This is a genomic window from Streptomyces sp. NPDC102406, from assembly GCF_044765725.1.
Taxonomy (GTDB): Bacteria; Actinomycetota; Actinomycetes; order Streptomycetales; family Streptomycetaceae; genus Streptomyces.
In genome coordinates, this window is sequence record NZ_JBIWKP010000002.1 from 921192 (window position 1) to 946356 (window position 25165).

At 71.7% G+C, this 25165-nt stretch carries 26 protein-coding genes; 10 read left to right on the forward strand and 16 right to left on the reverse strand.

From position 1 onward, the window contains the following. Positions 1 to 243: 243 nt before the first annotated feature. Positions 244 to 459 (reverse strand): helix-turn-helix domain-containing protein, encoded by a 216-nt coding sequence (locus ACIRF8_RS13005; protein ID WP_404213989.1) that lies wholly within the window; start codon positions 457 to 459, stop codon positions 244 to 246. Between the two features lie 823 nt (positions 460 to 1282). Between ACIRF8_RS13005 and ACIRF8_RS13010 the strand changes: the two genes are divergently transcribed. The 4 genes from ACIRF8_RS13010 to ACIRF8_RS13025 all read left to right on the forward strand — a co-directional run bounded on the left by ACIRF8_RS13010 (position 1283) and on the right by ACIRF8_RS13025 (position 4900). Next, positions 1283 to 1459, forward strand: a complete 177-nt coding sequence (locus ACIRF8_RS13010) for a hypothetical protein (protein ID WP_404213991.1) — start codon at positions 1283 to 1285, stop codon at positions 1457 to 1459. A gap of 521 nt (positions 1460 to 1980) precedes the next feature. Next, positions 1981 to 2409: an STAS domain-containing protein gene (locus ACIRF8_RS13015; protein WP_404213993.1), complete on the forward strand. Its 429-nt coding sequence runs from the start codon at positions 1981 to 1983 to the stop codon at positions 2407 to 2409. An 83-nt stretch (positions 2410 to 2492) separates the two neighbouring features. Continuing rightward, entirely contained in the window at positions 2493 to 2678 is a 186-nt protein-coding gene (locus tag ACIRF8_RS13020; RefSeq protein ID WP_404213995.1) for a CsbD family protein, read from the forward strand. 197 nt (positions 2679 to 2875) lie between these two features. Then, positions 2876 to 4900: an NPCBM/NEW2 domain-containing protein gene (locus ACIRF8_RS13025; protein WP_404213997.1), complete on the forward strand. Its 2025-nt coding sequence runs from the start codon at positions 2876 to 2878 to the stop codon at positions 4898 to 4900. A 230-nt stretch (positions 4901 to 5130) separates the two neighbouring features. Here ACIRF8_RS13025 and ACIRF8_RS13030 read toward each other — a convergent pair whose 3' ends face one another. Further along, entirely contained in the window at positions 5131 to 6093 is a 963-nt protein-coding gene (locus tag ACIRF8_RS13030) for an ROK family protein (RefSeq protein ID WP_404213999.1), read from the reverse strand. Positions 6094 to 6310: 217 nt separating this feature from the next. Here ACIRF8_RS13030 and ACIRF8_RS13035 point away from each other — a divergent pair, with 217 nt between their 5' ends. After that, positions 6311 to 7345 carry a LacI family DNA-binding transcriptional regulator gene (locus ACIRF8_RS13035; protein ID WP_404214271.1) on the forward strand — a complete coding sequence of 345 codons (1035 nt, stop codon included), beginning with the start codon at positions 6311 to 6313 and terminating at the stop codon, positions 7343 to 7345. A 52-nt stretch (positions 7346 to 7397) separates the two neighbouring features. Here the strand turns inward: ACIRF8_RS13035 and ACIRF8_RS13040 are convergent, their stop codons facing one another. The 5 genes from ACIRF8_RS13040 to ACIRF8_RS13060 all read right to left on the reverse strand — a co-directional run bounded on the left by ACIRF8_RS13040 (position 7398) and on the right by ACIRF8_RS13060 (position 11975). Beyond that, a complete protein-coding gene (locus ACIRF8_RS13040) occupies positions 7398 to 8696 on the reverse strand; it encodes a DUF6986 family protein (RefSeq protein ID WP_404214001.1) in 1299 nt (432 codons plus the stop codon). A gap of 170 nt (positions 8697 to 8866) precedes the next feature. Further along, positions 8867 to 9829 (reverse strand): electron transfer flavoprotein subunit alpha/FixB family protein, encoded by a 963-nt coding sequence (locus ACIRF8_RS13045; RefSeq protein WP_404214003.1) that lies wholly within the window; start codon positions 9827 to 9829, stop codon positions 8867 to 8869. Between the two features lie 69 nt (positions 9830 to 9898). After that, complete coding sequence (locus tag ACIRF8_RS13050) at positions 9899 to 10687, reverse strand: electron transfer flavoprotein subunit beta/FixA family protein (protein ID WP_404214005.1); 789 nt, start codon at positions 10685 to 10687, stop codon at positions 9899 to 9901. A 237-nt stretch (positions 10688 to 10924) separates the two neighbouring features. After that, positions 10925 to 11431, reverse strand: a complete 507-nt coding sequence (locus ACIRF8_RS13055) for a flavin reductase family protein (protein ID WP_404214007.1) — start codon at positions 11429 to 11431, stop codon at positions 10925 to 10927. 223 nt (positions 11432 to 11654) lie between these two features. After that, positions 11655 to 11975 (reverse strand): thioredoxin family protein, encoded by a 321-nt coding sequence (locus ACIRF8_RS13060; RefSeq protein WP_404214009.1) that lies wholly within the window; start codon positions 11973 to 11975, stop codon positions 11655 to 11657. A gap of 237 nt (positions 11976 to 12212) precedes the next feature. Between ACIRF8_RS13060 and ACIRF8_RS13065 the strand changes: the two genes are divergently transcribed. After that, complete coding sequence (locus ACIRF8_RS13065) at positions 12213 to 12941, forward strand: lysophospholipid acyltransferase family protein (RefSeq protein WP_404214011.1); 729 nt, start codon at positions 12213 to 12215, stop codon at positions 12939 to 12941. A gap of 12 nt (positions 12942 to 12953) precedes the next feature. On the opposite strand, the gene ACIRF8_RS13070 is transcribed toward ACIRF8_RS13065, so the two are convergent. From ACIRF8_RS13070 to ACIRF8_RS13095, 6 genes are all read right to left on the reverse strand, one after another. Continuing rightward, complete coding sequence (locus ACIRF8_RS13070) at positions 12954 to 13640, reverse strand: B3/4 domain-containing protein (RefSeq protein ID WP_404214013.1); 687 nt, start codon at positions 13638 to 13640, stop codon at positions 12954 to 12956. 8 nt (positions 13641 to 13648) lie between these two features. Continuing rightward, entirely contained in the window at positions 13649 to 14248 is a 600-nt protein-coding gene (locus tag ACIRF8_RS13075) for a transglutaminase domain-containing protein (protein ID WP_404214015.1), read from the reverse strand. Between the two features lie 89 nt (positions 14249 to 14337). Next, positions 14338 to 15408, reverse strand: coding sequence for a threonine aldolase family protein (locus tag ACIRF8_RS13080; RefSeq protein WP_404214017.1), 1071 nt, complete (start codon positions 15406 to 15408; stop codon positions 14338 to 14340). Positions 15409 to 15419: 11 nt separating this feature from the next. After that, positions 15420 to 16205 carry an SDR family NAD(P)-dependent oxidoreductase gene (locus ACIRF8_RS13085; RefSeq protein ID WP_404214019.1) on the reverse strand — a complete coding sequence of 262 codons (786 nt, stop codon included), beginning with the start codon at positions 16203 to 16205 and terminating at the stop codon, positions 15420 to 15422. Further along, the gene (locus ACIRF8_RS13090) at positions 16202 to 17611 is read right to left on the reverse strand and encodes a DUF6421 family protein (protein WP_404214021.1); all 1410 of its coding nucleotides are present in this window, start codon (positions 17609 to 17611) and stop codon (positions 16202 to 16204) included. Before ACIRF8_RS13090 ends, ACIRF8_RS13085 begins: the two co-directional genes overlap by 4 nt. Positions 17612 to 17692: 81 nt before the next feature. Further along, positions 17693 to 18718, reverse strand: coding sequence for an alpha/beta hydrolase (locus tag ACIRF8_RS13095; RefSeq protein WP_404214023.1), 1026 nt, complete (start codon positions 18716 to 18718; stop codon positions 17693 to 17695). A 156-nt stretch (positions 18719 to 18874) separates the two neighbouring features. Between ACIRF8_RS13095 and ACIRF8_RS13100 the strand changes: the two genes are divergently transcribed. Both ACIRF8_RS13100 and ACIRF8_RS13105 read left to right on the forward strand, forming a co-directional pair. Continuing rightward, complete coding sequence (locus tag ACIRF8_RS13100; protein WP_404214025.1) at positions 18875 to 19420, forward strand: FABP family protein; 546 nt, start codon at positions 18875 to 18877, stop codon at positions 19418 to 19420. Positions 19421 to 19573: 153 nt separating this feature from the next. Beyond that, on the forward strand, positions 19574 to 20257 hold the full coding sequence (locus ACIRF8_RS13105) for a glycerophosphodiester phosphodiesterase (RefSeq protein ID WP_404214026.1): 684 nt from the start codon (positions 19574 to 19576) through the stop codon (positions 20255 to 20257). A 3-nt stretch (positions 20258 to 20260) separates the two neighbouring features. Here ACIRF8_RS13105 and ACIRF8_RS13110 read toward each other — a convergent pair whose 3' ends face one another. Further along, a complete protein-coding gene (locus ACIRF8_RS13110; protein ID WP_404214028.1) occupies positions 20261 to 20812 on the reverse strand; it encodes a GNAT family N-acetyltransferase in 552 nt (183 codons plus the stop codon). Between the two features lie 80 nt (positions 20813 to 20892). Between ACIRF8_RS13110 and ACIRF8_RS13115 the strand changes: the two genes are divergently transcribed. Next, entirely contained in the window at positions 20893 to 21285 is a 393-nt protein-coding gene (locus ACIRF8_RS13115; protein ID WP_404214030.1) for a VOC family protein, read from the forward strand. Positions 21286 to 21413: 128 nt separating this feature from the next. Next, entirely contained in the window at positions 21414 to 22826 is a 1413-nt protein-coding gene (locus ACIRF8_RS13120) for an NAD(P)/FAD-dependent oxidoreductase (RefSeq protein WP_404214032.1), read from the forward strand. Positions 22827 to 22847: 21 nt separating this feature from the next. Here ACIRF8_RS13120 and ACIRF8_RS13125 read toward each other — a convergent pair whose 3' ends face one another. Then, positions 22848 to 23384, reverse strand: coding sequence for a MarR family winged helix-turn-helix transcriptional regulator (locus tag ACIRF8_RS13125; protein ID WP_404214034.1), 537 nt, complete (start codon positions 23382 to 23384; stop codon positions 22848 to 22850). A 34-nt stretch (positions 23385 to 23418) separates the two neighbouring features. Then, positions 23419 to 25131, reverse strand: a complete 1713-nt coding sequence (locus ACIRF8_RS13130) for an FUSC family protein (protein WP_404214036.1) — start codon at positions 25129 to 25131, stop codon at positions 23419 to 23421. Positions 25132 to 25165 lie beyond the last annotated feature (34 nt).

Genomic DNA, 25165 nt, shown 5'->3' on the forward strand with positions numbered 1-25165 from the left:
CGCTCGGTACCTGCGATGCCGGGCGACCGCCGTTGCCCCCCGCCGTCTTCTTGCGCTCCTTCAAGGCGGCGGGACAGCGGGCCGCGCTTCACCGCGGCCCGCGCCCGGCTCGGTACCTCGGCAGGCCCCGAGCTGGAAGGGGCGGCCCCGCACCCTGTCCCGCGGGGTCGCCTCGCAGACTCCCGCGCCTTCCGGTGCGGGCGGGCGGCGGCGGTGTATGCGCGAGGGGCGTCGCCGCCCAACTCACAGAAGATCACGGAGCGGAACGTTGAGCGCGTGGGCGATAAGGAGGAGGTCCGCGAGGTTGGGAACGCTCGTCGCCGTTTCGAACCGGTGGATCGTTTTGTGGTCCCGACCGACGAGTTCACCAAGCTGGACCTGGGAGAGCTGCGCGTCAAGGCGGGCGGTGCGGATGCGTGCCCCGATAGCCCGGCGGCTGGTGGCTACCCAGTCGGGCATGGGGTCGAGTGGCACTGGACCACAGTTGAATGATCTTGACCGTAAGTCTTTACCTGGCCAGGTAAATCTTGTGATCTTGGGTAAGTGGGGCAGCAGACCGCTATCTGACCTCTACTCCTAGCCGAACAGTGCGCAGTCGAATCGCACCCCGTGCACTCAAAGCGCGGCCGGCTACCCCTTGCACGCACTGGCCTACGACGCTGGCCAGCGATTCAGTGGGGACCACCCCACACACACGCCCGGCGCGGGCCTAGACCCCGCACGCGCCATTGGGGCCGTTCGTCCGCCGTGAGTACCCCCTTGTCGGCGGACGGACGGTTATAACCGAAGGCCGACCGAAGGGAACCTCACTCGAACGAGTGAACGATTTTGCCGTGACGGATGTATGGGCCATGCGTTAGAAATAGTGGCCAGGGTGGGGCAATGTCCGCCTCCCCGGGTGGCAGCCCCGCCCTGGTCCCAGGCCCCCGGTTCGCAAAAGCGCCGGGGGTCGACGCATGCCTATGGGAAACAGATGGGAGAAAGATCTTGCCCACCAGGGCTAACAAAAGCTAACGAAAGCTAAGCCGGGCGAACAGGCAAGCCCCTGACTTCCTGCTCGGGCCCCTGACCTGCAAGGCCGATGGACGCACCGTTGACCCAGACGATCACGGTTCCCCCTCATCCATCGGCCCCCAGAGGCTTGCCCGCAACACCCCGCCCTGAAAACCAGCCGCAGATGAGGAGCGCGTCACCGGCCGAGGGAGACGGAAGGTCACACCGCGGTTCCTCACGGTTCATAACTCGGCAGCGCGTTGTCAGTGCGGCCCGCTAGTCTCTTCACATGATCCCCACCGAGAACCGTGCCCCCGCGCGGTCCGCCGACGAGCTGAACGAGCGGATCCGCGGCCTCATGGCGCGCTCCGGCGGCCGGTTGAGCGAGTCGCAGCGCCGCGAGTACGAGGTCCTGGTCGTGGAGTGGGCGGCGGCGGTACGCGGAGACATCGTGAAGGCCGCCTGACCCCGACGCTCGACCGCCTGACCCCGACGCTCGACCGCCTGACCCCGACGCTCGACCGGCAGACGCCGACACTCGACCGGCAGACGCCGTCGCGGGCCCGCGAAGCCGGGAATTTCGGTCGTACGGACCCCTGGGGCCCGGGAGGCCGGGGCGTCCACCGCTGCCCGGCGGCGGACCACCGGCCCATGTCCGGCCCCCCGGTTTTCCCGGTACGCAGTCAAGCGCAGCCGCACGGACGACGGAAGCGTGTGCGGGGCCGCCGTCGCGGCACACGCTTCACACCGGGTGTGCGGCGCTTTTGCCAGTGACCCCTTTAAAAGTCAAGCACTTCCCTTTTAATTCACCCCATCAAGTGATGTGAGACCGTCGGGAATCGTTACGCCACAACGCGGTGCGGAAAGTCCCGCTAGCGTGGCCGACCAGGCGCCCCAGCCCCCGGTGGCCTCCCGATTCGTTCGCACGCAACACGAGGCAGCGCGCGGCTCCCAGGAGCTGGACAAGTGCTCGGCCCGGGGGGACCGATGCGACAGGGCAACAAACAGGACCACCTCGACGACGGCTTCGGTGACTTCGGCGACTTCGACGGCATCGTCGATCTGAACGGGTCCGACGGCTATGTGCACGCACCCGTCGTGCACACCGACGGCGACTGCGCCGTCGTCGAACTCACCGGCGAGATCGATCTCCTCGCCGTCCAGCGGATGACCCCGCTGCTCGACACGGTGGCGGCGGGCCCCTATCGCGTCGTGGCGATAGACCTGACCGGCACCACCTTCTTCGACTGCTCCGGGATCTCCCTCCTGGTGCGCGCCCACCGCAGAGCAGCCGGCCGCGGCGGCCGGGTCACCGTGGTCTGCCGCCACCGCCTGACGCTGCGCATCATCGAACTCTCCGAGCTGACTCCGATCCTGACCCCGGTGGCGACCCTGGAGGAGGCCCTTCGTCCGTGACACTGCGTAGTTCTCCGGGATGCGGTTCGCCCGCGCCGCTCATAGCGTGACAGGCGTCCGTACCCACCAACCGAGGAGCCGTCATGGGCGAGAGCGCGATGGACAAGGCCAAGGGCAAGGCCAAGGAGATGGCCGGCAAGGCCACCGGCAACGAGCGCCTGAAGTCGGAGGGCAAGGTCGACCAGGCGAAGAGCGACGCGCGCAACGCCGCCGACAAGGCGCGCGGCAAGGCCGAAGGCATGCGCGACTCGTTGACCGACGACAAGTAGCAGCGCGCCACATGGGTCACCTTTAGCGAGCAGTGCTGTGTGTGCCCCCTCGTCACCGAGGGGGCACCGGCATGTCCGGCGCATCCACCGTTACCGCACCTCTTCCAACAGACTCCAACAAGGCCTACCGTAACGCGCGTCGATTGACACGTACATGCAGTAGTCCAGCTTGTTCGGGAGTTCGGAGGAACGTAACCATGCGTCGTCTTCCCACCCGCGCCACCGGTGCCGTCCGGCGAAGAGTCGTCACGACGGTGGCCGTGGCGGTGCTGTGCGCAGGCGGAGTCGTGGCGGTACCCGCGTCCGCCGATCCGCCGCCCGCCCTCGACGACGGCCTGGCCCTCACCCCGCCCATGGGCTTCAACAACTGGAACTCCACGCACTGCCGCGCGGAGTTCGACGAGACCATGGTGCGGGGCATCGCCGACCTGTTCGTCGACAAGGGCCTCAAGGACGCCGGATACCAGTACGTGAACCTGGACGACTGCTGGGCCCTGCCCGCACGGAACGCGGACGGCAAGCTGGTGCCCGACCCGGCCCGGTTCCCCCATGGGATCAAGGCGGTCGCGGACTACGTCCACTCCAAGGGCCTCAAGCTCGGCATCTACACGAGCGCCGGGACGAAGACATGCAGTGACGTGGGCTTCCCGGGCGCGCTCGGCCACGAGTACAGCGACGCGCGGCAGTTCGCCGACTGGGGTGTCGACTACCTCAAGTACGACAACTGCAACAACCAAGGGGTCGACGCGAAGCAGCGCTACACGACGATGCGCGACGCCCTGCGCGCCACCGGTCGTCCCATCGTCTACAGCATCTGCGAATGGGGGCAGAACAAGCCGTGGGAGTGGGCCGCCGACGTCGGCCATCTGTGGCGCACCACCGGTGACATCAGCGACAACTGGGGCTCGATGCTCTCGCTGCTCAAGCAGAACCTGCCGCTGGCCCGCTACGCCGGTCCCGGCCACTGGAACGACCCCGACATGCTGGAGGTCGGCAACGGCGGCATGACGGACACCGAGTACCGCACCCACTTCTCCATGTGGTCGGTCATGGCGTCGCCGCTGCTGATCGGCACGGACCTGCGCACGGCGTCCGACACGACGTACGAGATCCTCGCCAACCGTGACGTCATCGCTGTCGACCAGGACCCGCTGGGCAAGCAGGGTCTCGAGGTCTCCTCCGAGGGCGGGCGCTGGGTCGTGTCCAAGGAGATGCAGGACGGCAGCCGCGCCGTGGCCCTGTTCAACGAGACGGGCTCCGCACAGCACATCGCGACCACGGCGAAGGCGGTCGGGCTGCCCGCGGCCCCCGCGTACGTGGCCCGTGACCTGTGGCAGCACAGGAACGTCAACACCGCGGGCACGCTCGCCGCGACGGTCCCCGCCCACGGCACGGTGCTGCTGCGCGTGGCGGCGGACCCGAAGTGGGCCGCGTATCCCCCGGCCGCCGACGTCGCCCTGGACGAGGGGGTGTTCGCCGAGCCGGGCACGACGGCGAAGGTCTCCGGCGCGTTCACCGATCTGGGCCGCACCCCGGCCCGTGACGTCTCCGTCTCGCTGAGCGGGCCGGCCGGCGAGGGCTGGAAGGTCGTGGCGCGCGGGGCGACGAAGGCCCCGGTGGTGCCGGCCGGCGGCGCGTTGCGCACCGGGTGGACGGTGAGCGTTCCCGCGGGCACGGCGACGGGCACCTACGATCTCACGCTGCGCGCCACCTACCGCTCCCCGCACGGCACGAGGGTGACGAGCACGGTACCGGTGACGGCCGCCGTGGCGACGGCACCACCGCGCGGCATCTCGGCTCTCGGTGATCTCCCCTGGCTCGCGAGCACCAACGGGTACGGGCCGGTGGAGCGCGACACCAGCAACGGCGAGAGCGCGGCGGGCGACGGGAACCCGCTCACCGTCGGCGGTGTGGTGTACGCCAAGGGCCTGGGCGTCCACGCGAGCAGTTCCGTCGACTACTACACGGCCCGCGGTTGCGAACGCGTCACGGCGCAGGTCGGCGTCGACGACGAGAAGGGCACGAAGGGCACGGTCGCGTTCGAGGTGTGGGCCGACGGCCGCAAGGTCGCCTCGACCGGTGTGCTCAGCAACTCCGATGCCCCGCAGGCCCTTTCGGCCGATGTGACGGGTGCTCAGGTGGTCCGGCTCGTCGTCACGGACGGCGGCGACGGCATCGACTCCGACCACGCGGACTGGGGCGACGCGCAGGTGAGCTGCTGAGGTCGGAACCCGGCCGGGGGGGGGGGGGGGGGGGGGGGGGGCCCCCCGCCCCGGGGGGGGGGGGGGGGGGGGGGGGCGGGGCGGGGGGGGGGGGGGGGGTTGGGGGGGGGGGGGGGGGTGGGGGGGGGGGGGGGGCGGGGGGGTGGTGGGGGGGGGGGGGGCGGGGGGGGGGGGGGGGGGGCCCCCCCCCCCCCCCCCCCCCCCCCCCCCCGGGAGGGGGTGACGGCCCGTCAGGCGACCTGCGGGTGGGCCTCGTTCAAGGCGGAGCCGGGCCGCAGGGCCGCCGCGGCGGCGCCCACGAGGCCCGCGTCGGTGCCCGTCGAGGCCGGGGCGAGGGTGAGGCGCTGCACGAAGGACAGCGTCGCGTAGTCGCGCAGCGCGCGGCGCAGCGGGGCGAAGAGGACGTCCCCGGCCTTGGCCACTCCCCCGCCGATCACCGCGATGTCGATCTCCACGAGCGTCGCGGTCGCCGCGATCCCGGCCGCGAGGGCCTGCGCCGCCCGCTCGAAGGAGGCGAGGGCCACCCGGTCACCGGCGTGCGCGGCGCGGGCCACCGCGGCGGCGGACGCGTCGCCGTCGGCGCCGGGACGCCAGCCGTCGGCGAGGGCGCGGCGGGCGATGTTGGGACCGCTGGCGATGCGCTCGACGCAGCCGCGCGCCCCGCACGGGCACGCGTCACCGTCGAGGTCGACGCTGATGTGACCGATGTGCCCGGCGTTGCCGGTGGGGCCGGGGTGGAGCTGGCCGTTCAGGATCAGGCCCCCGCCGACACCCGTGGAGACCACCATGCAGAGCGCGTTGTCGTGCCCGCGGGCGGCGCCCTGCCAGTGCTCGGCGGCCGTCATCGCCACGCCGTCGCCGACCAGTTCGACCGGCAGGCCGCCCGCGCGCGTCCGGACGCGCGCGACCAGCGGGAAGTCACGCCATCCCGGCACGTTGACCGGGCTGACGGTGCCCGCCGTGCGGTCCACGGGGCCCGCGCTGCCGATGCCGACGGCCCTCGCCCTGGGCCACAACTCGGACCCGGTCAGCTCGGTGAGGACCGCGTCCACCGCGCCCATCACGGTCTCCCCGTCCTCCTGCGCGGGGGTCGGCCGCTGGGCCCGCGCCAGAATGCGGCCCCGGTCGTCCACCAGGGCGCCGGCGATCTTGGTGCCGCCGATGTCGAGCGCGGCGACGAGGTCCATGTGCATCAGTGTCAGATCCCCTGGGAAAAGGCAGGTCGGAGAAGCGAAGTCTAGGAAGCGATGAGGAGCGGGGACAGTCTCTCCCGAGTATGACAACGTTGTCCAGGCCCTATGCTCGACGCCACACGCCCGTGCAGGATGATGAGCCGTGACGCATCGGGCCCGTCACCTCCCGCGGGTGGCCGGCCTTCCCGGCAGCGACGACAGGACAGGACAGCGCATAGTGGACCGCACCGCCCGCCGCACGGAGAACCGCTACGGCAATCGCCCCACCATGAAGGACGTCGCCGCGCGTGCCGGGGTGGGTCTGAAGACGGTGTCCCGGGTCGTCAACGGCGAGCCGGGCGTCACCCCGGACACGGAGCGCCGCGTACAGGAGGCCATCGCCGCCCTGGGCTTCCGGCGCAACGACAGCGCGCGGGTCCTGCGCAAGGGGCGTACGGCCAGTATCGGTCTGGTCCTGGAGGATCTGGCGGACCCGTTCTACGGTCCGCTGAGCCGTGCCGTGGAGGAGGTCGCGCGGGCGCACGGCGCGCTGCTCATCAACGGCTCCAGCGCCGAGGACCCCGACCGAGAGCAGGAGTTGGTGCTCGCGCTGTGCGCCCGCCGGGTGGACGGCCTCGTCGTGATCCCGGCCGGTGACGACCACCGGTACCTGGAGCCGGAGATCGCGGCCGGTGTCGCGACCGTCTTCGTCGACCGGCCCGCCGGACGGATAGAGGCGGACGTGGTCCTCTCCGACAGCTTCGGCGGCGCGCGGGACGGCGTCGCGCACCTCATCGCGGGCGGCCACCGGCGCATCGGCTTCATCGGCGACCAGCCGCGCATCCACACGGCCGCCGAGCGGCTGCGCGGCTACCGGACGGCGATGGAGGACGCGGGGATACCGGTCGACGAGCGGTGGATGTCGCTGGGGGTCACCGATCCCGAGCGGGTGCGCCGCGCCGCCGAGGAGATGCTGAAGGGGCCGGAACCGGTCACGGCGATCTTCGCGGGCAACAACCGGGTGACGGTGACGGTGGTCCGCGTCCTCGCCGGACTCGACCGCGGTGTCGCCCTGGTCGGCTTCGACGACATCGAGCTGGGCGACCTGCTCCAGCCGGGTGTCACCGTGGTGGCGCAGGACGCGGCCCAGTTGGGCAGGACCGCGGCCGAGCGGCTGTTCCGCCAGCTCGACGGGGTGACGCTGCTGCCGGAGCGCATCGAGCTGCCGACGCGGCTGATCAAGCGCGGGTCGGGCGAGCTGCCGCCGGCGTGACGAAGAGCCTGGCGCCGTCGAGGCGCCGGGCCCTTGAGTCCTTTCCGCCGCTCTACTGGGCCTTCGCCGTGAGGTCGCCCCGGCGCGGACCCGCGTACCCCTCCAGGTCCGCTCGCGTGAGGCCACTGAGGCGGGCCACCTCGGCGACGTCGAGCGCGCCGCAGTCCAGGCCGCGCAGCAGGTACCCGGCGAGGGCCTTGGCGGTGGCGGGCTCGTCGGCGATGTCGCCCGAGGACTGGCGCGCGTAGGCGGAGAGGCGGGCCGCGGCCTGCTCGAACCCTTCGCGGTAGAAGGCGAAGACGGCCGCGTAGCGCGTCGGGATGTGGCCCGGGTGCATGTCCCAGCCCTGGTAGTAGGCGCGGGCGAGGGCGCGGCGCGTGAGGCCGTAGTGCAGGCGCCAGGCGTCGTGCACCTTGGCGGTGGGGCCGACGGGCAGCACGTTGGTGGAACCGTCCGACACGCGTACTCCCGTACCGGCGGCGGCGACCTGCATGACGGCCTTCGCGTGGTCGGCGGCCGGGTGGTCGCTCGCCTGGTACGCGGCGGAGACACCGAGGCAGGCGCTGTAGTCGAAGGTGCCGTAGTGCAGGCCGGTCGCGCGCCCCTCGGCCGCGTCGATCATGCGGGCGACGGCGGCGGTGCCGTCGGCGGCGAGGATGGACTGGCTGGTCTCGATCTGGATCTCGAACCCGAGCCGCCCCGCGTCGAGGCCGTGACTCTTCTCGAAGGCTTCGAGGAGCCGGACCATCGCCGTGACCTGCTCCGGGTACGTCACTTTCGGCAGCGTCAGGACGAGCCCGTCGGGCAGTCCGCCGTGCTCCATGAGGCCGGTGAGGAAGATGTCGAGGGTGCGGATGCCGCGGTCGCGGACCGGGGCCTCCATGCACTTCATGCGGATGCCCATGTACGGGGCGGCGGTCCCTTGCGCGTACGCCTCGGCGATGACGCGCGCGGCGCGTGCGGCCGTCTCGTCCTCGTCGGCGTCGGAGGCGGGCCGGTAGCCGTCCTCGAAGTCGACGCGCAGGTCCTCGACGGGCTCGCGCTCCAGCTTGGCCCGTACGCGGCTGTGGACCGGCTCGGCGAGTTCGTCGGACAGTCCGAGCACCGCGGCGAACGAGGCGGCGTCCGGGGCGTGCTCGTCGAGCTGCGCGAGGGCCTGGTCGCCCCAGGAGCGGACGGTGCCCGCGTCGAAGGCGTCGCCGGGGACGTAGACCGTGTGGACCGGCTGGCGGGTGCCGGGGTCTCCGGGGTAGCGGCGGTCCAGCTCCGCGTCGACCGGGGCGAGCGAGGCGCTGATGCCCTCGCTGACCGCGCCCGCGAGGCTCGTCGACACCTTCTCCTGCTGACCCATCCCTGCACCCTCCATACGCTCACTGTTTCCGCTTCACGGAATCAACAATCCGTATAGCGAAGTTAACGGGCGGGGTGATCGGCGTCAATGGTCTCTCGCATGGTCCCGGTACGCGGACGGGGCCGCGCGGCGATGAACGCCACGCGGCCCCGTCGAAGCGGCGGAGGTGGTCAGCCCTTGCGGGTCTTGATCTCCTCGGTGAGCTGGGGGAGGACGTCGAAGAGGTCGCCGACGACGCCGTAGTCGACGAGGTCGAAGATCGGGGCTTCGGCGTCCTTGTTGACCGCGACGATGGTCTTCGAGGTCTGCATACCGGCCCGGTGCTGGATCGCCCCGGAGATACCGTTGGCGATGTAGAGCTGCGGCGAGACGGCCTTGCCGGTCTGGCCGACCTGGTTGGAGTGCGGATACCAGCCCGCGTCCACCGCCGCCCGGGAGGCACCCACGGCCGCGCCCAGCGAGTCGGCCAGCGCCTCGATCACGGAGAAGTTCTCCGCACCGTTCACACCCCGGCCACCGGAGACCACGATCGCGGCCTCGGTCAGCTCCGGGCGCCCGCTGGACTCCCGCGGGGTCCGCCCGGTCACCTTCGTACCCGTCGCCGCCTCGGAGAACGACACCTCAAGCGCCTCGACCGCACCCGCGGCCGGAGCCGCCTCGACCGGCGCACTGTTCGGCTTGACGGTGATGACCGGCACCCCGGAGGAGACCCGCGACCTGGTGGTGTAGGAAGCGGCGAACACCGACTGCGTGGCCACCGGACCCAGCTCACCGGCCTCCACATCGACGGCGTCGGTGATGATGCCGGAGGCGATCCGCAGCGCCAGACGCGCCGCGATCTCCTTGCCCTCCGCCGACGACGGCACCAGGACCGCGGCCGGCGACACCGCCGCGACCGCCGCCTGCAGCGCCTCCACCTTCGGCACCACCAGATAGTCGGCGTACTCGGCCGCCTCGTGCGTGAGCACCCGGACCGCACCGTGCTCGCCCAGCACACCCGCCGTGTCACCGGCACCGGCACCCAGCGCGACAGCGACCGGCTCACCGATCCGGCGGGCCAGCGTCAGCAGCTCCAGCGTGGGCTTGCGGACCGCACCGTCCACGTGATCGACGTAGACCAGAACTTCAGCCATGGGACTTCAATCTCCTGCAAGTCAAAGAAGGATGAGAGAGAGGGGGGAAACGGACGGAAACGGCCCGCCTCAGATGAACTTCTGGCCCGCGAGGAACTCGGCGAGCTGCCTGCCGCCCTCACCCTCGTCCTTCACGATCGTGCCCGCCGTGCGCGCCGGACGCTCGGCCGCCGACTCCACCGCGCTCCAGGCACCCTCCAGACCCACCTGCCCGGCCTCGATACCCAGATCCGACAGATCCCAGGACTCCACCGGCTTCTTCTTCGCCGCCATGATCCCCTTGAACGAGGGGTAGCGCGCCTCACCGGACTGGTCGGTCACCGACACCACCGCCGGCAGCGCCGCCTCCAACTGCTCCGAGGCACTGTCCCCGTCCCGGCGCCCGGTCACCGTCCCGCCCTCGACCGCGACCTGCGACAACAACGTCACCTGCGGCACCCCCAGACGCTCGGCCACCAGCGCCGGCACGATCCCCATCGTGCCGTCCGTCGACGCCATCCCCGAGACCACCAGATCAAAACCGGCCTTCTCGATCGCCTTGGCCAGCACCAGCGACGTCCCGATCGCGTCCGTGCCGTGCAGATCGTCGTCCTCGACATGGATCGCCTTGTCCGCACCCATCGACAACGCCTTGCGCAGCGCGTCCTTCGCGTCCTCGGGACCCACCGTCAACACGGTGATCTCCACATCGTCATCGGAGTTCTCCGAGATCTGCAGCGCCTGCTCCACCGCGTACTCGTCCAGCTCCGACAGCAGACCGTCCACGTCATCACGGTCGACAGTCAGGTCATCAGCGAAGTGCCGGTCGCCGGTGGCGTCGGGCACGTACTTCACAGTGACAACGATCCTCAAGCTCACGCCGGCTCTCCTACTGCAATCGTCTTGTACGGGGCGGCCCTGCTGCCACGGCCGACAGCGCCTTCTAGCAGGCAGCATAGGCGCCCGATGCGGACTCCTCCGGTCGGGGCGGCCCGCGCTCCGAACGAAATATTACTCGTCAGTACATCCAGTTCATGCCCGCTAAGCAAGCGCTTTGAACTGTGACCTTGCCAACGCTGAGTAATCGTCCGGAGCAGGAACTTTCCGCCGGCCTTCTCAGTCCCGCAGCCCGTTGAAACGACCCTGGTGGTAGAGGAGCGGGCGGCCGGCTCCCGCCGGGTCCCCGCAGACGGCTTCCGCGAGCACGATGCGGTGGTCCCCTGCCGGGATCCGCGCGATCACTTTGCAGACCATCCAGGCGAGGACGCCGTCGAGGACGGGGACGCCCTCGGGGCCCTCGAACCATCGGGTGGGAGCGCCGAACCGGTCGGCGCCGCTCTTGGCGAAGGTGGCGGCGAGAGCGGCCTGATGCTCGCCGAGTATGTGGACGCCGACGTGGTCGGCCTCGGCCACGGTGGGCCAGCTCGACGCGGTCAGGCCGATCCCGAACGAGATCACCGGAGGTTCGGCCGAGACCGAGGTGAGGGAGGTGGCGGTGAAGCCCACGGGCGCGGCGCCGGCGGCCGTGATCACCGCGACCCCGGCCGCGTGCTGGCGGAAGACCGAGCGGAGCAGATCGGGGGTGGCGGGCTGGGCGGAGCGCAGGTCGGGCGAGGCCGTCATGGAGTTGTCCTTCTGCCGGAGGGTTCGAGCGGGGTCCGTGGCTGCGTCAGGAGACGGGACAGCGCGCGCTCGAACAACGGGCCAGGTCGACATGGACCCGCTCGGTGAGAAGGAGTTCCGAAGGCATAGGGTCAGCCTGACGATACGTGGCGCGTGCAGTCAAGTGCGTTCCGTCATGTGGGAGATGCGTCACGAGCCCTTCTCCACCGGGCATGGAGCGGCCTCAGACCGCCGCGCCGAGCGCGGCGATGACGTCCGCCTTGCGCGGCTGTCCTGCGGCTCGGCGTACTTCGCGGCCGTCGGCGGCCAGGACGAGCACGGTCGGCGTCTTGTGGACGCCGCTTCGGCGTACGAGGTCGAGTCTGGCCTCGGCGTCGATCTCGATGTGGGAGACGCCGGGCACCATGGCGGCGACCTCCGCGAGGACCCGGCGCGTCGCGCGACAGGGGGCGCAGAACGCGCTGGAGAACTGCACGAGCGTGGCCCGTTCCCCCAGCTCCTCACCCAATTGCTCGGCATCGAGCGTCACTTGTCCCACGGTCATCCTGCGCCTCCTCGGTCCGCCGCTCCCACCGCAGCGCCGAAACGTCCCGCCGTATTCCCGTCACGTGACGAGGATCTCGCGCACGGCCGGAACCAGGACTGGTCACTCGGCCGTTCTTGGGGCACGATCTGCGCAAGCCGGAAAACCTACGGCTGCGTAACTTACCGCTGGGAGCCACCTCCCCCGGAATCCTCCGGAAGAGACTCCCCACGGCACTAAGAAGGGTCCACCCCCTCCATGGCAGAGCTCGTCTACCGTCCGGTCATCGGCGCCGCGAAAACGATGTTCAAGGCGCTCGACCTGAAGATCGACTGCAAGGGCTCGGAGAACATTCCGCGCTCGGGCGGGGCCGTCCTGGTCAGCAATCACATCAGCTACCTGGACTTCATCTTCGACGGCCTCGCAGCCCTGCCCCAGAAGCGGCTGGTCCGCTTCATGGCGAAGGAGTCGGTGTTCCGGCACAAGATCTCCGGCCCGCTGATGCGCAGCATGAAGCACATCCCGGTGGACCGCGCGCAGGGTGAGCACGCCTACCAGCACGCCCTCAGGTCGCTGCGCTCGGGCGAGATCATCGGCGTCTTCCCGGAGGCGACGATCTCGGAGTCCTTCACGCTCAAGAGCTTCAAGACGGGCGCCGTGCGCCTCGCGCAGGAGGCCGGGGTGCCGTTGATCCCCATGGCGCTGTGGGGCACCCAGCGGGTGTGGACCAAGGGTCGCCCGCGCAACTTCAAGCGGCAGCACATTCCGGTCACGATCCGGGTGGGCGAGGCCATGGAGGCGCCGCGCGACCAGTACGCCGGGGCGATCACGCGCCGGTTGCGCGACCGCGTGCAGGAACTGCTCGAAGCGGCGCAGCGGGCCTATCCCGTACGCCCCAAGGGGCCGGACGACACGTGGTGGATGCCCGCGCACCTCGGTGGCACGGCCCCGACCCCCGAAGAGGTCAGGGCCGCCGAGGCCGGCTGAGGCGGCTTCGCGTCAGGCCGCCGGGTGGACGACGAGCCGTGCGCCGGGGCTGAACTTCTGGAGCAGTTCGGCCAGTTCGGCGCCGGCCTGCTCCAGGCCCGCGTGCGGGCCCATGCCCTCCAGGAGGAACAGGGCGTCGACGGAGGTGTCGGTGAGCCGGGTGCGGGTGCCCTGGCGCCAGTTCCAGCGGCGGCACGTGACGCCCTCGTCGTCGCACCAGACGACCTCGCCCGCGTCCGGGTGCTCGACGGCGGGCTCCCCGGAGGCGACGGTCACGAAGTCCTCCGTGCCGGTGGCCCGCACGAGCCGCATGCCGCCCTTGATGTGGCCGAGGTCCTCGCCGCCGACGGGGACGAGGTGGGCGACGCTGATGGCGTTGTAGACGTCCACCAGGGTGTTGATGCGCGGCAGGCCGCCGTCGGCGAGGGCCCGCTTGGCCAGGGCCTCGGCGGAGTTGCGGGTGCGGTTGGGCTTGGCGCCGAACGCCGTGTAGGCGGCGCGCCAGGCCACCATGTGCGGGTCCTCGTGCGGGGCGCGCCCGTCGAGGCGGGCGGCCAGGCGGCGGGCCGCGTCGTCGAGGAGGGCCGACGTCTCGTCCGTACTGGGCGTGTTGACGAGTCCGTACGCCTCGACGGCGATGTGGTGGAAGTCCGGGGCGATCGCGCGGACGTCGTCGGAGACGGTGAGCTGGAGGGGCATGGCCTGCCTTACGGATCGAGCGAGTCGGGAAGGTTCTCCCAGAGGTACGGGCGGTCCGGGGCGCTGCGCATGACGGCGAGCACCTTCGGATGCGGTACATCAAAGAGTACCGGATAGTCCAACTCACTGGACTTGGCATCAGGTGTCCACGCCAGCCTCTCCCCGTCGAGCGAGAACTGGGCGTCGACCCCGGGTTTGTTGCCCCGCGCGTCCTGCCGGTGCCACGCCCCGCGGAACCGTACGGCGACCAGGCCGTGGACGCACCAGCCCGTCCCCGCGTCGTACGCCAGCCGCTGATAGCAGAGGGCGGTCGGGATGTCCTCCGCGCGCAGGAGAGCGGCCAGCGCATGGGCCTTGGCGTGACAGATCCCGGTGCGCCGGTCCAGGACGTCGGAGGCCCGCCAAGTGACCCGCAGGTCACCGCTGTCCGCCGAGTGGGGGATGGTGTCACGGACGAACTCGTACGCGGCGCGGGCGTAGGCGTAGGAGTCCTCGGCGTCCTTCGCCAGGCGCGCCGCCGTCTCGCGGACCAGCGGATGGTGATGGTCGATGACGTCGTCCGCGGCCAAGTAGGCCGACAGGTCGGGGTTCTGCTGGATCAGCTCCATGGCACGCGAGCATAGAAAAGCGACCGGCCGCAGGCAATACCTTTACGGTCGGTCGCATATCTATGCAGTCGCTTGCGCGGCCCGGTCGGCTATCGGGCCATCTCCTCCTTGAGCGCCGCGACGAACCCGTCGACGTCCTCCTCGCGGGTGTCGAAGGCGCACATCCAGCGGACGTCCCCGGCGGCCTCGTCCCAGAAGTAGAAGCGGTAGCGCTTCATCAGCCGCTCCGCGACGTCGTGGGGCAGGCGGGCGAAGACGCCGTTGGCCTGCACGGGGTGGAGGATCTCCACCCCGCCGACGGCGCGGACGCCCTCGGCGAGGCGCTGGGCCATCTCGTTGGCGTGCCGGGCGTTGCGCAGCCACAGGTCCTTGGCGAGCAGCGCCTCCAACTGCACCGAGACGAAGCGCATCTTGGACGCGAGCTGCATGGAGAGCTTGCGCAGGTGCTTCATCCGGCGGACGGCGTCCTGGTCGAGGACGACGACGGCCTCGCCGAACACCGCGCCGTTCTTGGTGCCACCGAGCGAGAGGATGTCGACCCCGACCGCATTGGTGAACGTACGCATCGGCACGTCGAGGGACGCCGCCGCGTTGGCTATGCGCGAGCCGTCGAGGTGCACCCTCATGCCGCGCTCGTGGGCGTGGTCGCAGATGGCGCGGATCTCGTCGGGCGTGTAGAGCGTGCCCAGTTCGGTGGATTGCGTGATCGAGACGACCTGCGGCATCGCGCGGTGCTCGTCGTCCCAGCCGTACGCCTGCCGGTCGATGAGGTCGGGCGTGAGCTTGCCGTCGGGGGTGGGGACGGTGAGCAGTTTCAGGCCGCCCATGCGCTCCGGGGCGCCGCCCTCGTCGACGTGGATGTGCGCGGACTCGGCGCAGATCACCGCGCCCCAGCGGTCGGTGACCGCCTGGAGCGCGACGACATTGGCGCCCGTGCCGTTGAAGACCGGGAACGCCTCCGCGGTCGCACCGAAGTGGCTGCGGATGATCTGCTGGAGGTGGTCCGTGTACTCGTCCTCGCCGTACGCGACCTGGTGCCCGCCGTTGGCCAGGGCCAGGGCGGCCAGGACCTCCGGGTGGGCGCCCGCGTAGTTGTCGCTGGCGAAGCCCCGGATCGTGGGGTCGTGATGCCTGCGGGCGTCGGTCCTGGGCGGATTCACGGCTTCGCTGTCTACTCGGTCAGCCACAGACGGGTCCCGTTCACTTCTGCGGCGGGCCTGCTCCAGACGCCGACGATGGCCTCGGCCAGTTCCTTGACGTCGGTGAAGCCCGCGAACTTCGCGTTGGGGCGTTCGGCGCGCATCGCGTCGTGCACCAGCGCCTTCACCACCAGGATCGCAGCCGCCTGCGTGGGCCCCGCGTCGCCCCCCGCCTTGCGGAAGGCGTCACCGAGGGCGAGCGTCCATGCCTCGGCCGCGGCCTTGGCGGCGGCGTACGCGGCGTTGCCCGCGGTCGGCTTGCTCGCGCCCGCCGCGCTGATCAGCAGGTAGCGGCCCCGGTCGGAGCGGGACAGGCCCTCCTGGAAGGCGAGCGAGGTGTGCTGCACCGTGCGGATCAGGAGCTTTTCGAGCAGGTCCCAGTCGGCGAGGTCGGTCTCGGCGAAGCTCGCGCTGCCGCGCCAGCCGCCGACGAGGTGGACCAGGCCGTCGACCCGGCCGAAGTCCTTCTCGACGCGGCCGGCCCACGCGCGCGTGGCCTCCAGGTCGAGCAGGTCGACGGTGTCGCCGATGACCGTGGCGCCGCCGTGCGCGTACCGCGCCGCGTCGACGGCCTCGGCGAGGCGCTCGGGGTCCGCGTCGGCGCCGACGACCGTGGCGCCCGCCTCGGCGAGCCGCTTCAGCGTGGCGCGTCCTGCGGGCCCGGCGGCTCCGGCGACCGCGATCACGGCCCCGTCGAGCGAGTCGGTGGTGAGGTGGGTCTCGGTCATGGCAGTCGCCTCCTGTACGGGGTCGCTCATGCGGCCACCCGCTCGGCGCCCGCCGCGGTGATGCCCTTGGTGGAGGCGATCACGTTCTTCAACTTCTTGGACAGCGCCTCATAGAACATGCTGAGCGGAAACTCGTCCGGAAGCACCTCGTCCACGAGCTTGCGCGGCGGCAGGCTCACGTCCAGGGCGTCGGGGCCCTTGGCCCAGCGGGAGCCGGGGTGCGGGGCGAGGTAGGTCGACACGAGGTCGTAGGCGGCGAACCAGTGCACCAGCTTCGGGCGGTCGATGCCGTCCCGGTACAGCTTCTCGATCTCGCCGCAGAGCTGATTGGTGACCTCGGGGGCGCGCTGCCAGTCGATGTGCAGCTTGTTGTCCGTCCAGCGCAGGACGTCGTGCTTGTGCAGGTAGGCGAAGAGGAGCTGGCCGCCGAGACCGTCGTAGTTGCGCACGCGCTCGCCGGTGACGGGGAAGCGGAACATCCGGTCGAACAGCACGGCGTACTGGACGTCGCGGCCCTGCGGGACGCCGTCGGCCTCCAGCTTCACGGCCTCCTTGAAGGCGGTGAGGTCGCAGCGCAGCTCCTCCAGGCCGTACATCCAGAACGGCTGGCGCTGCTTGATCATGAACGGGTCGAAGGGCAGGTCGCCGTGGCTGTGCGTACGGTCGTGCACCATGTCCCACAGCACGAACGCCTGCTGGCAGCGGTCCTGGTCGCCGACCATCTCGGCGATGTCCGCGGGCAGGTCGACGCCGAGGATCGAGACGGCCGCCTCGGTGACACGGCGGAAGCGGGCCGCCTCCCGGTCGCAGAAGATGCCGCCCCAGGAGAAGCGCTCGGGGGCCTCGCGCACGGCGATCGTCTCGGGGAAGAGCACGGCCGAGTTCGTGTCGTAGCCCGAGGTGAAGTCCTCGAAGGTGATGCCGCAGAACAGCGGGTTGTCGTAGCGCGTGGCCTCCAGCTCGGCCAGCCACTCGGGCCAGACCATGCGCAGCACGACGGCTTCCAGGTTGCGGTCCGGGTTCCCGTTCTGCGTGTACATCGGGAAGACCACCAGGTGCTGGAGGCCGTCCCGGCGCTCGGCCGCGGGCTGGAAGGCGAGCAGCGAGTCCAGGAAGTCGGGCACCTGGTAGCCGCTGTCGGACCAGCGGCGCAGGTCGCCGACGAGCGCCTGGTGGTAGGCGGCGTCGTGCGGCAGCAGCGGGGCGAGCTGCTCCACCGCGGCCATGACGCGGTCCAGGGCCAGGTCGACGGTGGCCCGGGAGGGGGCGCCGTCGGCGTCGAAGTCGATCGACCCGTCCTTCTCCTGCCAGGTCCTGATCTCCTCCACGGCGTCCTTGAGCACGGGCCACGCCGGGTGGTCCACCACCCTGTCGCCGACCGTTCGAGCCGGAGGAACGATCCCCTCCGCGCCCGCCTGCACAAGAATTTCCGTCATGTCCCATCCTCCACAGGAGAACCTCGCGTCAGAACACCGTATGCGTGCGAGGTTCTCCGGGACAAGGGGGGTCGCGGGAAATTATCCTGCGCGCCCCCAGGTACCACCGTCGTTTTTCCCGTCTTCCGCGCTCGAAACGATGACCTTTGCCACATCAGCCCGGGCCCGCCGGGCATCGGCGAGAAGGTCGGGGAAGCCGAAGAACCCGTGGAACATGCCCGGGAAGTGGCTCTCGGTGACCGGGACCCCGGCGTCGCGCAGGGCCCGCGCGTAGGCGCGCCCCTCGTCGCACAGCGGATCGCAGCCCGCCGTCACGACGTGGGCGGGCGGCAGCCCGCTGAAGTCCTCGGCGAGCAGCGGCGAGACATGCGGGTCGGCCGGATCGCCGTCGGCCCCCAGGTACTGGTCGCGGAACCAGCGGGAGTGCGCGGCGGTCAGGAAGTACCCGGCCGCGTTCGCCTCCGAGGAGCCGGTCCCGCGGTGGGCGTCGGTCGCCGGGTAGATCAGGACCTGCCGGGCGATGCGGGGGCCGCCGTTGTCGCGGGCGAGGTGGGTGACGACGGCGGCGAGGTTCCCGCCGGCGCTGTCGCCCGTGACCGTCAACGCGCTCTCGTCGGCGCCGAGTTCACGGGCGTGGCCCGCGACCCAGCACAGCGCGGCGTACGCGTCCTCGACCGCGGCGGGGAACGGTGACTCGGGGGCGAGCCGGTAGGCCACGGAGACGACGACCGCCCCGGCGTCGCGGCACAGGCCGCGCGCGATGCCGTCGTGCGTGTCGAGGTCGCACAGCGCCCAGCCGCCCCCGTGGAGGAACACGACGACGGGCCGCGGCGCCACCGGGTCCGCGCCCGCCGGATCCGGCTGGTACATCCGTACGGGGATCGGGGGCGCCCCGGGCGGCCCCGGTATCTCCCGGTCCTCGACCGCGCCGACGACCGGCACGGGGAACGGCGCGGCGGGGGCGGCGGCGAGGATCGCGCGGGCCTCGGCGGCGTCGGTGACCGCGCCGCCGAGATCGGGGAAGAAGGCGGCCATCGCGTCGACGAGGGGCCGGGCCTCGGGGTCGAGGCGGTCGGCGGCGTCGCCGGACGGTGCGTCGCTGGACATGGGCGTCTCCTTCGCGGGACGGGCTCACGCGCGCGGGTGCGGCGGCGCATGCGGTCGCGGGGAGAGTGCACCGGAAGCACCCAACAGGGAAGGGCCGCCGCCCTCGGGCGCTCTAGGCTGTGCTCGCCCCCCTCCCCCGGCCACAGGAGCCCATCCATGTTCGATCCCGTACCGGAGTACCCGTACCAGGAGAGGGAGCGGGCCGACGGTGCGCCCGCGCCGCATGCGCTGCTCGCGCCCGTGCTCGGGCTGCTGGGGCGCTGGCGGGGGCGCGGGCGCGGCGGGTATCCCACGATCGACGGCGAGTTCGGCTACGCGCAGGAGGTCACCTTCGGGCACGACGGGCGCCCCTTCCTGCGGTACGAGGCACGCGCCTGGCTGCTCGGCGCCGACGACACGCCGCTGTGCCCCGCGGCGCGGGAGAGCGGCTGGTGGCGGCTGCGGCCGGACGGCGGCGTCGAGGCGCTGATCACTCAGCCCACCGGTGTCGCGGAGATCGCCGTCGGTCGCGCGGCCGACGGCTCGATCGACCTCGCGACCGACAGCGTGGCGCTCGCGCCGACGGCGAAGGAGGTCGAGGCGACCAGGCGCCGCTACACCCTGGCCGACGCCGACACCCTGACGTTCGCGCACGACCTCGCCGCGGTCGGACAGCCGTTGCAGCACCACCTGTCGGCGCGGCTGCGACGCGTGACCGGCTAGCGACGCCCGTCACCTCCCTGCCCGTTCGATCCTTCCGGTGGTCCCTCGCGCCGGAGCGGCCCGCTCGCGGAAGCGGACCGTTAGTCTCGGGAGCCTGCCGCGTGCGTGCCGCACGCAGGCAGCCGAGTCGCCGTCGACGGAAGCGGGTCCACCGTGAACTTCCTGACCATCGGGCATCGCGGAGCCATGGGTGTCGAACCCGAGAACACCCTGCGTTCCTTCGTCGCAGCCGAGCGGGCGGGACTCGATGTCATCGAACTCGACCTGCATCTGAGCAAGGACGGCGCCCTCGTCGTCATGCACGACGCCGACGTGGACCGCACCACGGACGGCAAGGGCCCGATCGCCGAGAAGACGCTCGCCGAACTGCGGACGCTGGACGCCGGGCGCGGCGAGCGGGTGCCGGTCTTCGAGGAGGTCCTGGACGCGGTGAGCGCTCCGATCCAGGCGGAGATCAAGGACACCGCGGCGGCCCGGGCGCTCGCCGAGGTGCTGCTGCGCCGCGATCTCGTGCACCGGGTCGAGGTGATCTCGTTCCACGACGAGGCCGTGGCCGAGATCGCGCGGCTCGTGCCGGGGGTGCGCACCGCGCTCGTCGCCAGCCGCTACGGCACGGACGTCGTGCAGCGGGCCCTCGCCGTCGGCGCGACGACCCTGGTCCTCAACATCCGGCGCCTGACCCAGGAGATCGTGGAGCACGCCCGCAAGGCCGACCTGCGGATCATCGGCTGGGTCGTGAACACCCAGGACGATCTGCGGCTCGTACGGGCGCTCGGTCTGGACGGGGCGACCACCGACTACCCGGAGATCAAGCGGACCGGCCGCTTCACCGCGTAGCGGTCAGACGAGCGGCTTGACCAGCAGTTCGAACGCCAGGTCCGGGCGGCGCGGAATGCCGAAGCGCTCGTCGCCGTACGGGAAGGGGGTCGTCTTTCCCGTACGGCGGTAGCCGCGGCGCTCGTACCAGGCGATGAGCTCCTCCCGGACGGAGATCACCGTCATGTGCATCTCGCGCACACCCCACGTCGCGCGCGCCGCGCGCTCCGCCTCCGCGATGATCACTTTGCCGAGGCCCGCGCCCTGGAGGGCGGGGCTGACGGCGAACATGCCGAAGTAGGCGTGGTCGCCGCGGTGCTCGAGCTGGCAGCAGGCGACGAGCGCGCCGTCCCGCTCGACGGTCAGCAGGCGGCTGTCGGCGGCCTTGACGATGTCGAGGACGCCCTGCGGGTCGGTGCGCTGTCCCTCCAGGAAGTCCGCCTCCGTGGTCCAGCCCGCGCGGCTGTCGTCCCCGCGGTAGGCGGACTCGACGAGCGCCACGAGCGCGTCGACGTCGGCCTCGGTGGCGTCGCGGAAGCTCAGGCCATCGGTGGCGGGGGGCGGGGCGGCGGTCATCGGCGGCTCTCCGATCTCGTACGGGTGCGGGGTCTGTCGGCGCCGTCGAGGTTAACCCGGTCGCACTACTGTGCATCGTCATGGTTCACGTACTGAGCAGCAGGGTTCTGATCAGGCCCGGCGATCCCGAGCGGTCGCGGGCGTTCTACGGCGAGGCGCTGGGGCTCGCCGTGTACCGCGAGTTCGGGACGGGGCCCGAGCGGGGCACGGTGTACTTCCTGGGCGGCGGGTTCCTGGAGCTGTCGGGACGGGCGGAACCGCCGGTGAGGCCGGGGTCGCAGCTCTGGCTCCAGGTGGCGGACGTGCGCGCGGCGCACGAGGAGCTGTCCGCGCGGGGCGTCCCGGTGCTGCGGGAGCCGCTGAAGGAGCCGTGGGGGCTCCTGGAGATGTGGATCGCGGATCCGGACGGCACCCGCATCTGTGTGGTCGAGGTGCCGAAGGACCATCCGATCCGCTCGCGGCCGGGCATCTGACGTGCGGTGACGCCGGGCTCGTCGCAGGATGGCGCTGAGTCAGGGGATTCGGCGGCGCCGATCCGGATACATGACCGGGAACGCTCCTCGCCTGTCCGCACACTGTCCAGCCCAGGAGAGATCCGACCATGACCGCTCCCCGTACCTCGACCGTGCCCCGAATTCTGATCATCGGCGGTGGGTTCGCCGGCATGGAGTGCGCCCACAAGCTGGAGAAGGAGCTGAAGCCCGGCGAAGCGGTGCTGAAGCTCATCAGTCCGATGGACCACCAGCTCTATCTGCCGCTGCTCCCCCATGTGGCGTCCGGCGTCCTCACACCGCAGTCGGTGGCGGTGCCGCTGCGCCGGATGCTGCGGCGCACCTCCATCATTCCCGGCGGCGCCGTCGGCGTGGACCCGAAGGCCAAGGCCGTCGTCGTCAGGAAGATCAACGGTGAGACCACCGTCGAGCGCTACGACCATCTGGTGCTGACGCCCGGCAGCGTGACGCGCCAGTTCGACATCCCCGGCATCGACGAGCACGCCGTCGGCGTCAAGACGCTCGCCGAGGCGGCCTGGATCCGGGACCACGTGATCTCGCAGCTCGATCTCGCGGCGGCCAGTTCCGACCCGGCCGAGCGGGAGGCGCGGCTCCAGTTCGTGGTGGTGGGCGGCGGTTACGCCGGCACCGAGACGGCCGCGTACCTCCAGCGGCTGACGACCGCGGCGGTCAAGCGCTACCCCGGGCTCGATCCGCGGGACATCAAGTGGCACCTGGTCGACGTCGCTCCGAAGCTGATGCCGGAGCTGGGCCCGAGGCTCGGTGACAAGGCCATGGCGATCCTCCAGCAGCGTGGTCTCCACGTCTCGCTCGGGGTGTCGGTGGCGAAGGTCACCGAGTCGACGGTGACGCTCACCGACGGACGCGAACTGCCCTGCCACACCCTGATCTGGACGGCGGGTGTCGCGCCCAGCCCGCTCGTGGCGACCCTGGAGGCGGAGACGAACCGGGGCCGCCTCGTCGTCACCCCCGAACTGACCGTGCCGGGGCTCGACGGCGTCTTCGCGCTCGGTGACGCGGCGGCGGTGCCGGACCTCGCCAAGGGCGGCGACGCGATCTGCCCGCCCACGGCCCAGCACGCGATGCGGCAGGGCTGGGCGGCGGCGCGCAATGTGCTCGCGGCGGTCCGCGGGACGCCGATGACGCCGTACCGCCACAAGGACCTCGGTCTCGTCGTGGACCTGGGCGGCATCCAGGCCGTCTCCAAGCCGATGGGCGTCCAGCTCACCGGGCTGCCCGCGCAGATCGTGGCCCGCGGCTACCACCTGGGGGCGCTGCGCACCCTGACGGCGCGCTTCCGTACGGCGGCGAACTGGGGGCTGAACGCACTCGCGGGCGACGACTTCGTGCGCACAGGGTTCCAGCGCAACCGGCCCGCCACGCTCAAGGACTTCGAGATGACGGACGCGTATCTGTCGCCGGAGGAGATCCACCGGGTGATGGCCGAGCAGGCCGACGGCCGGACGATGGCGCCGCAGAAGCCGGACCTGCCGATCGCCTGAGACCCCGCGGCGGCCGGGCTCTCAGACGCGGGGGCCGCCCAGGCGGCCCTCCAGTTGGGAGAGCAGTTCGCCGAGGAGTGCGCTGAGTTCGGCGTCCCGGCCGCCGTCGAGGCCCGCGAGGACCGTCGCCTCGTACGAGAGCTGGCGCGGCAGGATCTCGTCGACGAGGGCGCGGCCCTCGTCGGTGAGGCTCAGATGGGACACCCGCCGGTCCCTGGTGTCGCCGCGCCGCGCCACCAGGCCCCGCTCCTGCAACTGCTTGAGCCGCTTGGTGACGGCCGCGCCCGAGGCGAACGTCTCGCGGGCCAGATCGCCGGGGGTGAGCTCCCGTCCGGTGCGGCGCAGGGTGCCGAGCAGGTCGAACTCGGAGCGGGTCAGTCCCGCGTGCCGCAGGGGCGCGTCCTCGGCCTGCTGGAGCAGCGCGGCGCACCGGTTGATCCGGCCGATGATCTCCATCGGGCCGGTGTCGACGTCGGGGCGCACGGCCTGCCACTGCCGGACGACCGAGGAGACGGTGTCGGGCGGCCGGGCCTCTGCCGTCTCGGCTTTCCTGCTCATGCTGGCCAAACCGGACCTTCCTCGACCGATGCCGCTAGGCGCGGGCGCCGCTGGGGTCGCCCGCCGTGTCACCAGTGTCCTCGACGGCGCTCTCCCGCGCCGCCACCGGTCCGGGCGCCTGCCTGCGGACCGTCGCCGCGAGCGTACGGTGTCCGCTCCGCTCGGCCGCGAGCACCCGCTCCTCGGGCAGTGCCCGCTGCCACCATTCCCCGGCCGCCGTGTCGGCGGCGGCGCGCAGCTCGACCAGGGCCCCGGCGAGCGAGCGCCTGGCCGTCTCCAGGGCGGCGGGGCCCGGCTCGGCCGAGGCCAGGGTGTGCTCGGCGGCCTCGCGGGCGGTGTCGACCCGGGCGAGGGCCTTCTCGATGTGGTCACCGGCGCGCCGGTTGGTGACGACGACGGCGGCGGCGACGCCGAGGACCGCCCCGATCAGGGTGTCCACGATCCGGTCGGCGATCAGTTCGCCGGGCTCCTGGAAGCGGGCGAACTCGGTGACGAGCAGCGCCATCGGTGTCACGCACAGGCTGCCGAGCCAGTAGTTGCGGGTGATGAGGGCCTCGGCGCCGAAGCTGAAGGCCAGGCAGCACACGACCAGCGCGGCGGGTCCGAGGTGCGCGAACGGGACGACGGCGGCGAAGACGAGGACCCCGGCGAGGTTGCCGACGACGCGCTGGACGCCCCGGTTCCAGGTCAGGGTGGTGTTGGCCTGGTAGAGCGAGGCGGCGGTGACCAGCGCCCAGTAGGGCCGTCCGACGCCGAGGGCGAGGGAGGCGTACCCGGCGAGCGCGCAGCCGACGACGGTGCGCAGGGCGACCGGGAGCAGGGGTGAGCCGGGGCCGAGTCGCCGCCACAACGAGGGGGTGCCGTCGGCGAGTTCGGCCTCGATGCCGAGCAGTTCGTCGTCGATCCCGGCGATCGGGGCGGGCCTGGGCACGGCTTTGCTGCCGCGCAGTCCCGCGGCCCAGGCGCGCAGTCGCGCGGCGTCCGCGTCGTCCGGCGCGGCGATGGCCACTTCGGCCCGCACGACGAGTCGCTCCAGGGCGCGGCGCGCGGCGGTCCGTGCTCCGGTGGCGAGCAGGGACTGCCAGGCGGCGTGCACGGCCGCGGCGGCGGCGCCGCGGGTGGGCGCGTGTCCGGGCCGCTCGGCGCAGGCGGCTGCCGCGTTGAGGGCGCGTGCGGTGGCCCGCCGCTCCGGGCCGTGGGGGCGTACGAGCGCGGGTGCCATGCCGACGAGCCAGGCGACGGCGCCGGCCGCGGCGGTGAGCGCGAGATGGCCCGGCACCTGGCCCAGGGTCTGGGGCGCGAACAGGGAGGCGGAGCTGATGAACGTGAAGATCAGGTGGCCGGGCGGTCCGATCCGGGTGGCGTCGCACAGCGTCTTCTGGGCGGCGGCCAGCAGGGCGCCGATCGCGACGAGGACGGCGGCGGACGAGGTGAGCGAGGCCGAGACGAGGGCGACGGCGACGCTCGCGAACATCCCGAGCACGACCCAGGCGAGGGCGCGGGCCCGGGCCGCGTAGGGCAGGTTGTGGCCGTACAGGGCGCAGAAGCTGCCGGCCATCGTGTACATCACCAGGTCGAGGCGGTCGAGGGCGAGCAGCGTCAGGTTCGGCAGCGCGGCGGAGACGACGACGCTCGTGGCCGGTTTGAACCAGATGTCCGAGGGCTTGTTCGGACGCAGCACTCCCGCCAGGGGGAGTCGGCGGACGGTGGTGCGTGTCACGGGAGGGGCGGGGGGTGTACTGCTCATACCTAAAACCTTAACAGGTGTTTTACTCGTAAAA

What these genes read in the sequence shown, in the direction of transcription:
- ACIRF8_RS13005 (WP_404213989.1), bottom strand. Translation starts at nt 459, where the DNA reads ATGCCCGACTGGGTAGCCACCAGCCGCCGGGCTATCGGGGCACGCATC.
- ACIRF8_RS13010 (WP_404213991.1), top strand. Translation starts at nt 1,283, where the DNA reads ATGATCCCCACCGAGAACCGTGCCCCCGCGCGGTCCGCCGACGAGCTG.
- ACIRF8_RS13015 (WP_404213993.1), top strand. Translation starts at nt 1,981, where the DNA reads ATGCGACAGGGCAACAAACAGGACCACCTCGACGACGGCTTCGGTGAC.
- ACIRF8_RS13020 (WP_404213995.1), top strand. Translation starts at nt 2,493, where the DNA reads ATGGGCGAGAGCGCGATGGACAAGGCCAAGGGCAAGGCCAAGGAGATG.
- ACIRF8_RS13025 (WP_404213997.1), top strand. Translation starts at nt 2,876, where the DNA reads ATGCGTCGTCTTCCCACCCGCGCCACCGGTGCCGTCCGGCGAAGAGTC.
- ACIRF8_RS13030 (WP_404213999.1), bottom strand. Translation starts at nt 6,093, where the DNA reads ATGCACATGGACCTCGTCGCCGCGCTCGACATCGGCGGCACCAAGATC.
- ACIRF8_RS13040 (WP_404214001.1), bottom strand. Translation starts at nt 8,696, where the DNA reads ATGGGTCAGCAGGAGAAGGTGTCGACGAGCCTCGCGGGCGCGGTCAGC.
- ACIRF8_RS13045 (WP_404214003.1), bottom strand. Translation starts at nt 9,829, where the DNA reads ATGGCTGAAGTTCTGGTCTACGTCGATCACGTGGACGGTGCGGTCCGC.
- ACIRF8_RS13055 (WP_404214007.1), bottom strand. Translation starts at nt 11,431, where the DNA reads ATGACGGCCTCGCCCGACCTGCGCTCCGCCCAGCCCGCCACCCCCGAT.
- ACIRF8_RS13060 (WP_404214009.1), bottom strand. Translation starts at nt 11,975, where the DNA reads ATGACCGTGGGACAAGTGACGCTCGATGCCGAGCAATTGGGTGAGGAG.
- ACIRF8_RS13065 (WP_404214011.1), top strand. Translation starts at nt 12,213, where the DNA reads ATGGCAGAGCTCGTCTACCGTCCGGTCATCGGCGCCGCGAAAACGATG.
- ACIRF8_RS13070 (WP_404214013.1), bottom strand. Translation starts at nt 13,640, where the DNA reads ATGCCCCTCCAGCTCACCGTCTCCGACGACGTCCGCGCGATCGCCCCG.
- ACIRF8_RS13075 (WP_404214015.1), bottom strand. Translation starts at nt 14,248, where the DNA reads ATGGAGCTGATCCAGCAGAACCCCGACCTGTCGGCCTACTTGGCCGCG.
- ACIRF8_RS13085 (WP_404214019.1), bottom strand. Translation starts at nt 16,205, where the DNA reads ATGAGCGACCCCGTACAGGAGGCGACTGCCATGACCGAGACCCACCTC.
- ACIRF8_RS13090 (WP_404214021.1), bottom strand. Translation starts at nt 17,611, where the DNA reads ATGACGGAAATTCTTGTGCAGGCGGGCGCGGAGGGGATCGTTCCTCCG.
- ACIRF8_RS13095 (WP_404214023.1), bottom strand. Translation starts at nt 18,718, where the DNA reads ATGTCCAGCGACGCACCGTCCGGCGACGCCGCCGACCGCCTCGACCCC.
- ACIRF8_RS13100 (WP_404214025.1), top strand. Translation starts at nt 18,875, where the DNA reads ATGTTCGATCCCGTACCGGAGTACCCGTACCAGGAGAGGGAGCGGGCC.
- ACIRF8_RS13110 (WP_404214028.1), bottom strand. Translation starts at nt 20,812, where the DNA reads ATGACCGCCGCCCCGCCCCCCGCCACCGATGGCCTGAGCTTCCGCGAC.
- ACIRF8_RS13115 (WP_404214030.1), top strand. Translation starts at nt 20,893, where the DNA reads ATGGTTCACGTACTGAGCAGCAGGGTTCTGATCAGGCCCGGCGATCCC.
- ACIRF8_RS13120 (WP_404214032.1), top strand. Translation starts at nt 21,414, where the DNA reads ATGACCGCTCCCCGTACCTCGACCGTGCCCCGAATTCTGATCATCGGC.
- ACIRF8_RS13125 (WP_404214034.1), bottom strand. Translation starts at nt 23,384, where the DNA reads ATGAGCAGGAAAGCCGAGACGGCAGAGGCCCGGCCGCCCGACACCGTC.
- ACIRF8_RS13130 (WP_404214036.1), bottom strand. Translation starts at nt 25,131, where the DNA reads ATGAGCAGTACACCCCCCGCCCCTCCCGTGACACGCACCACCGTCCGC.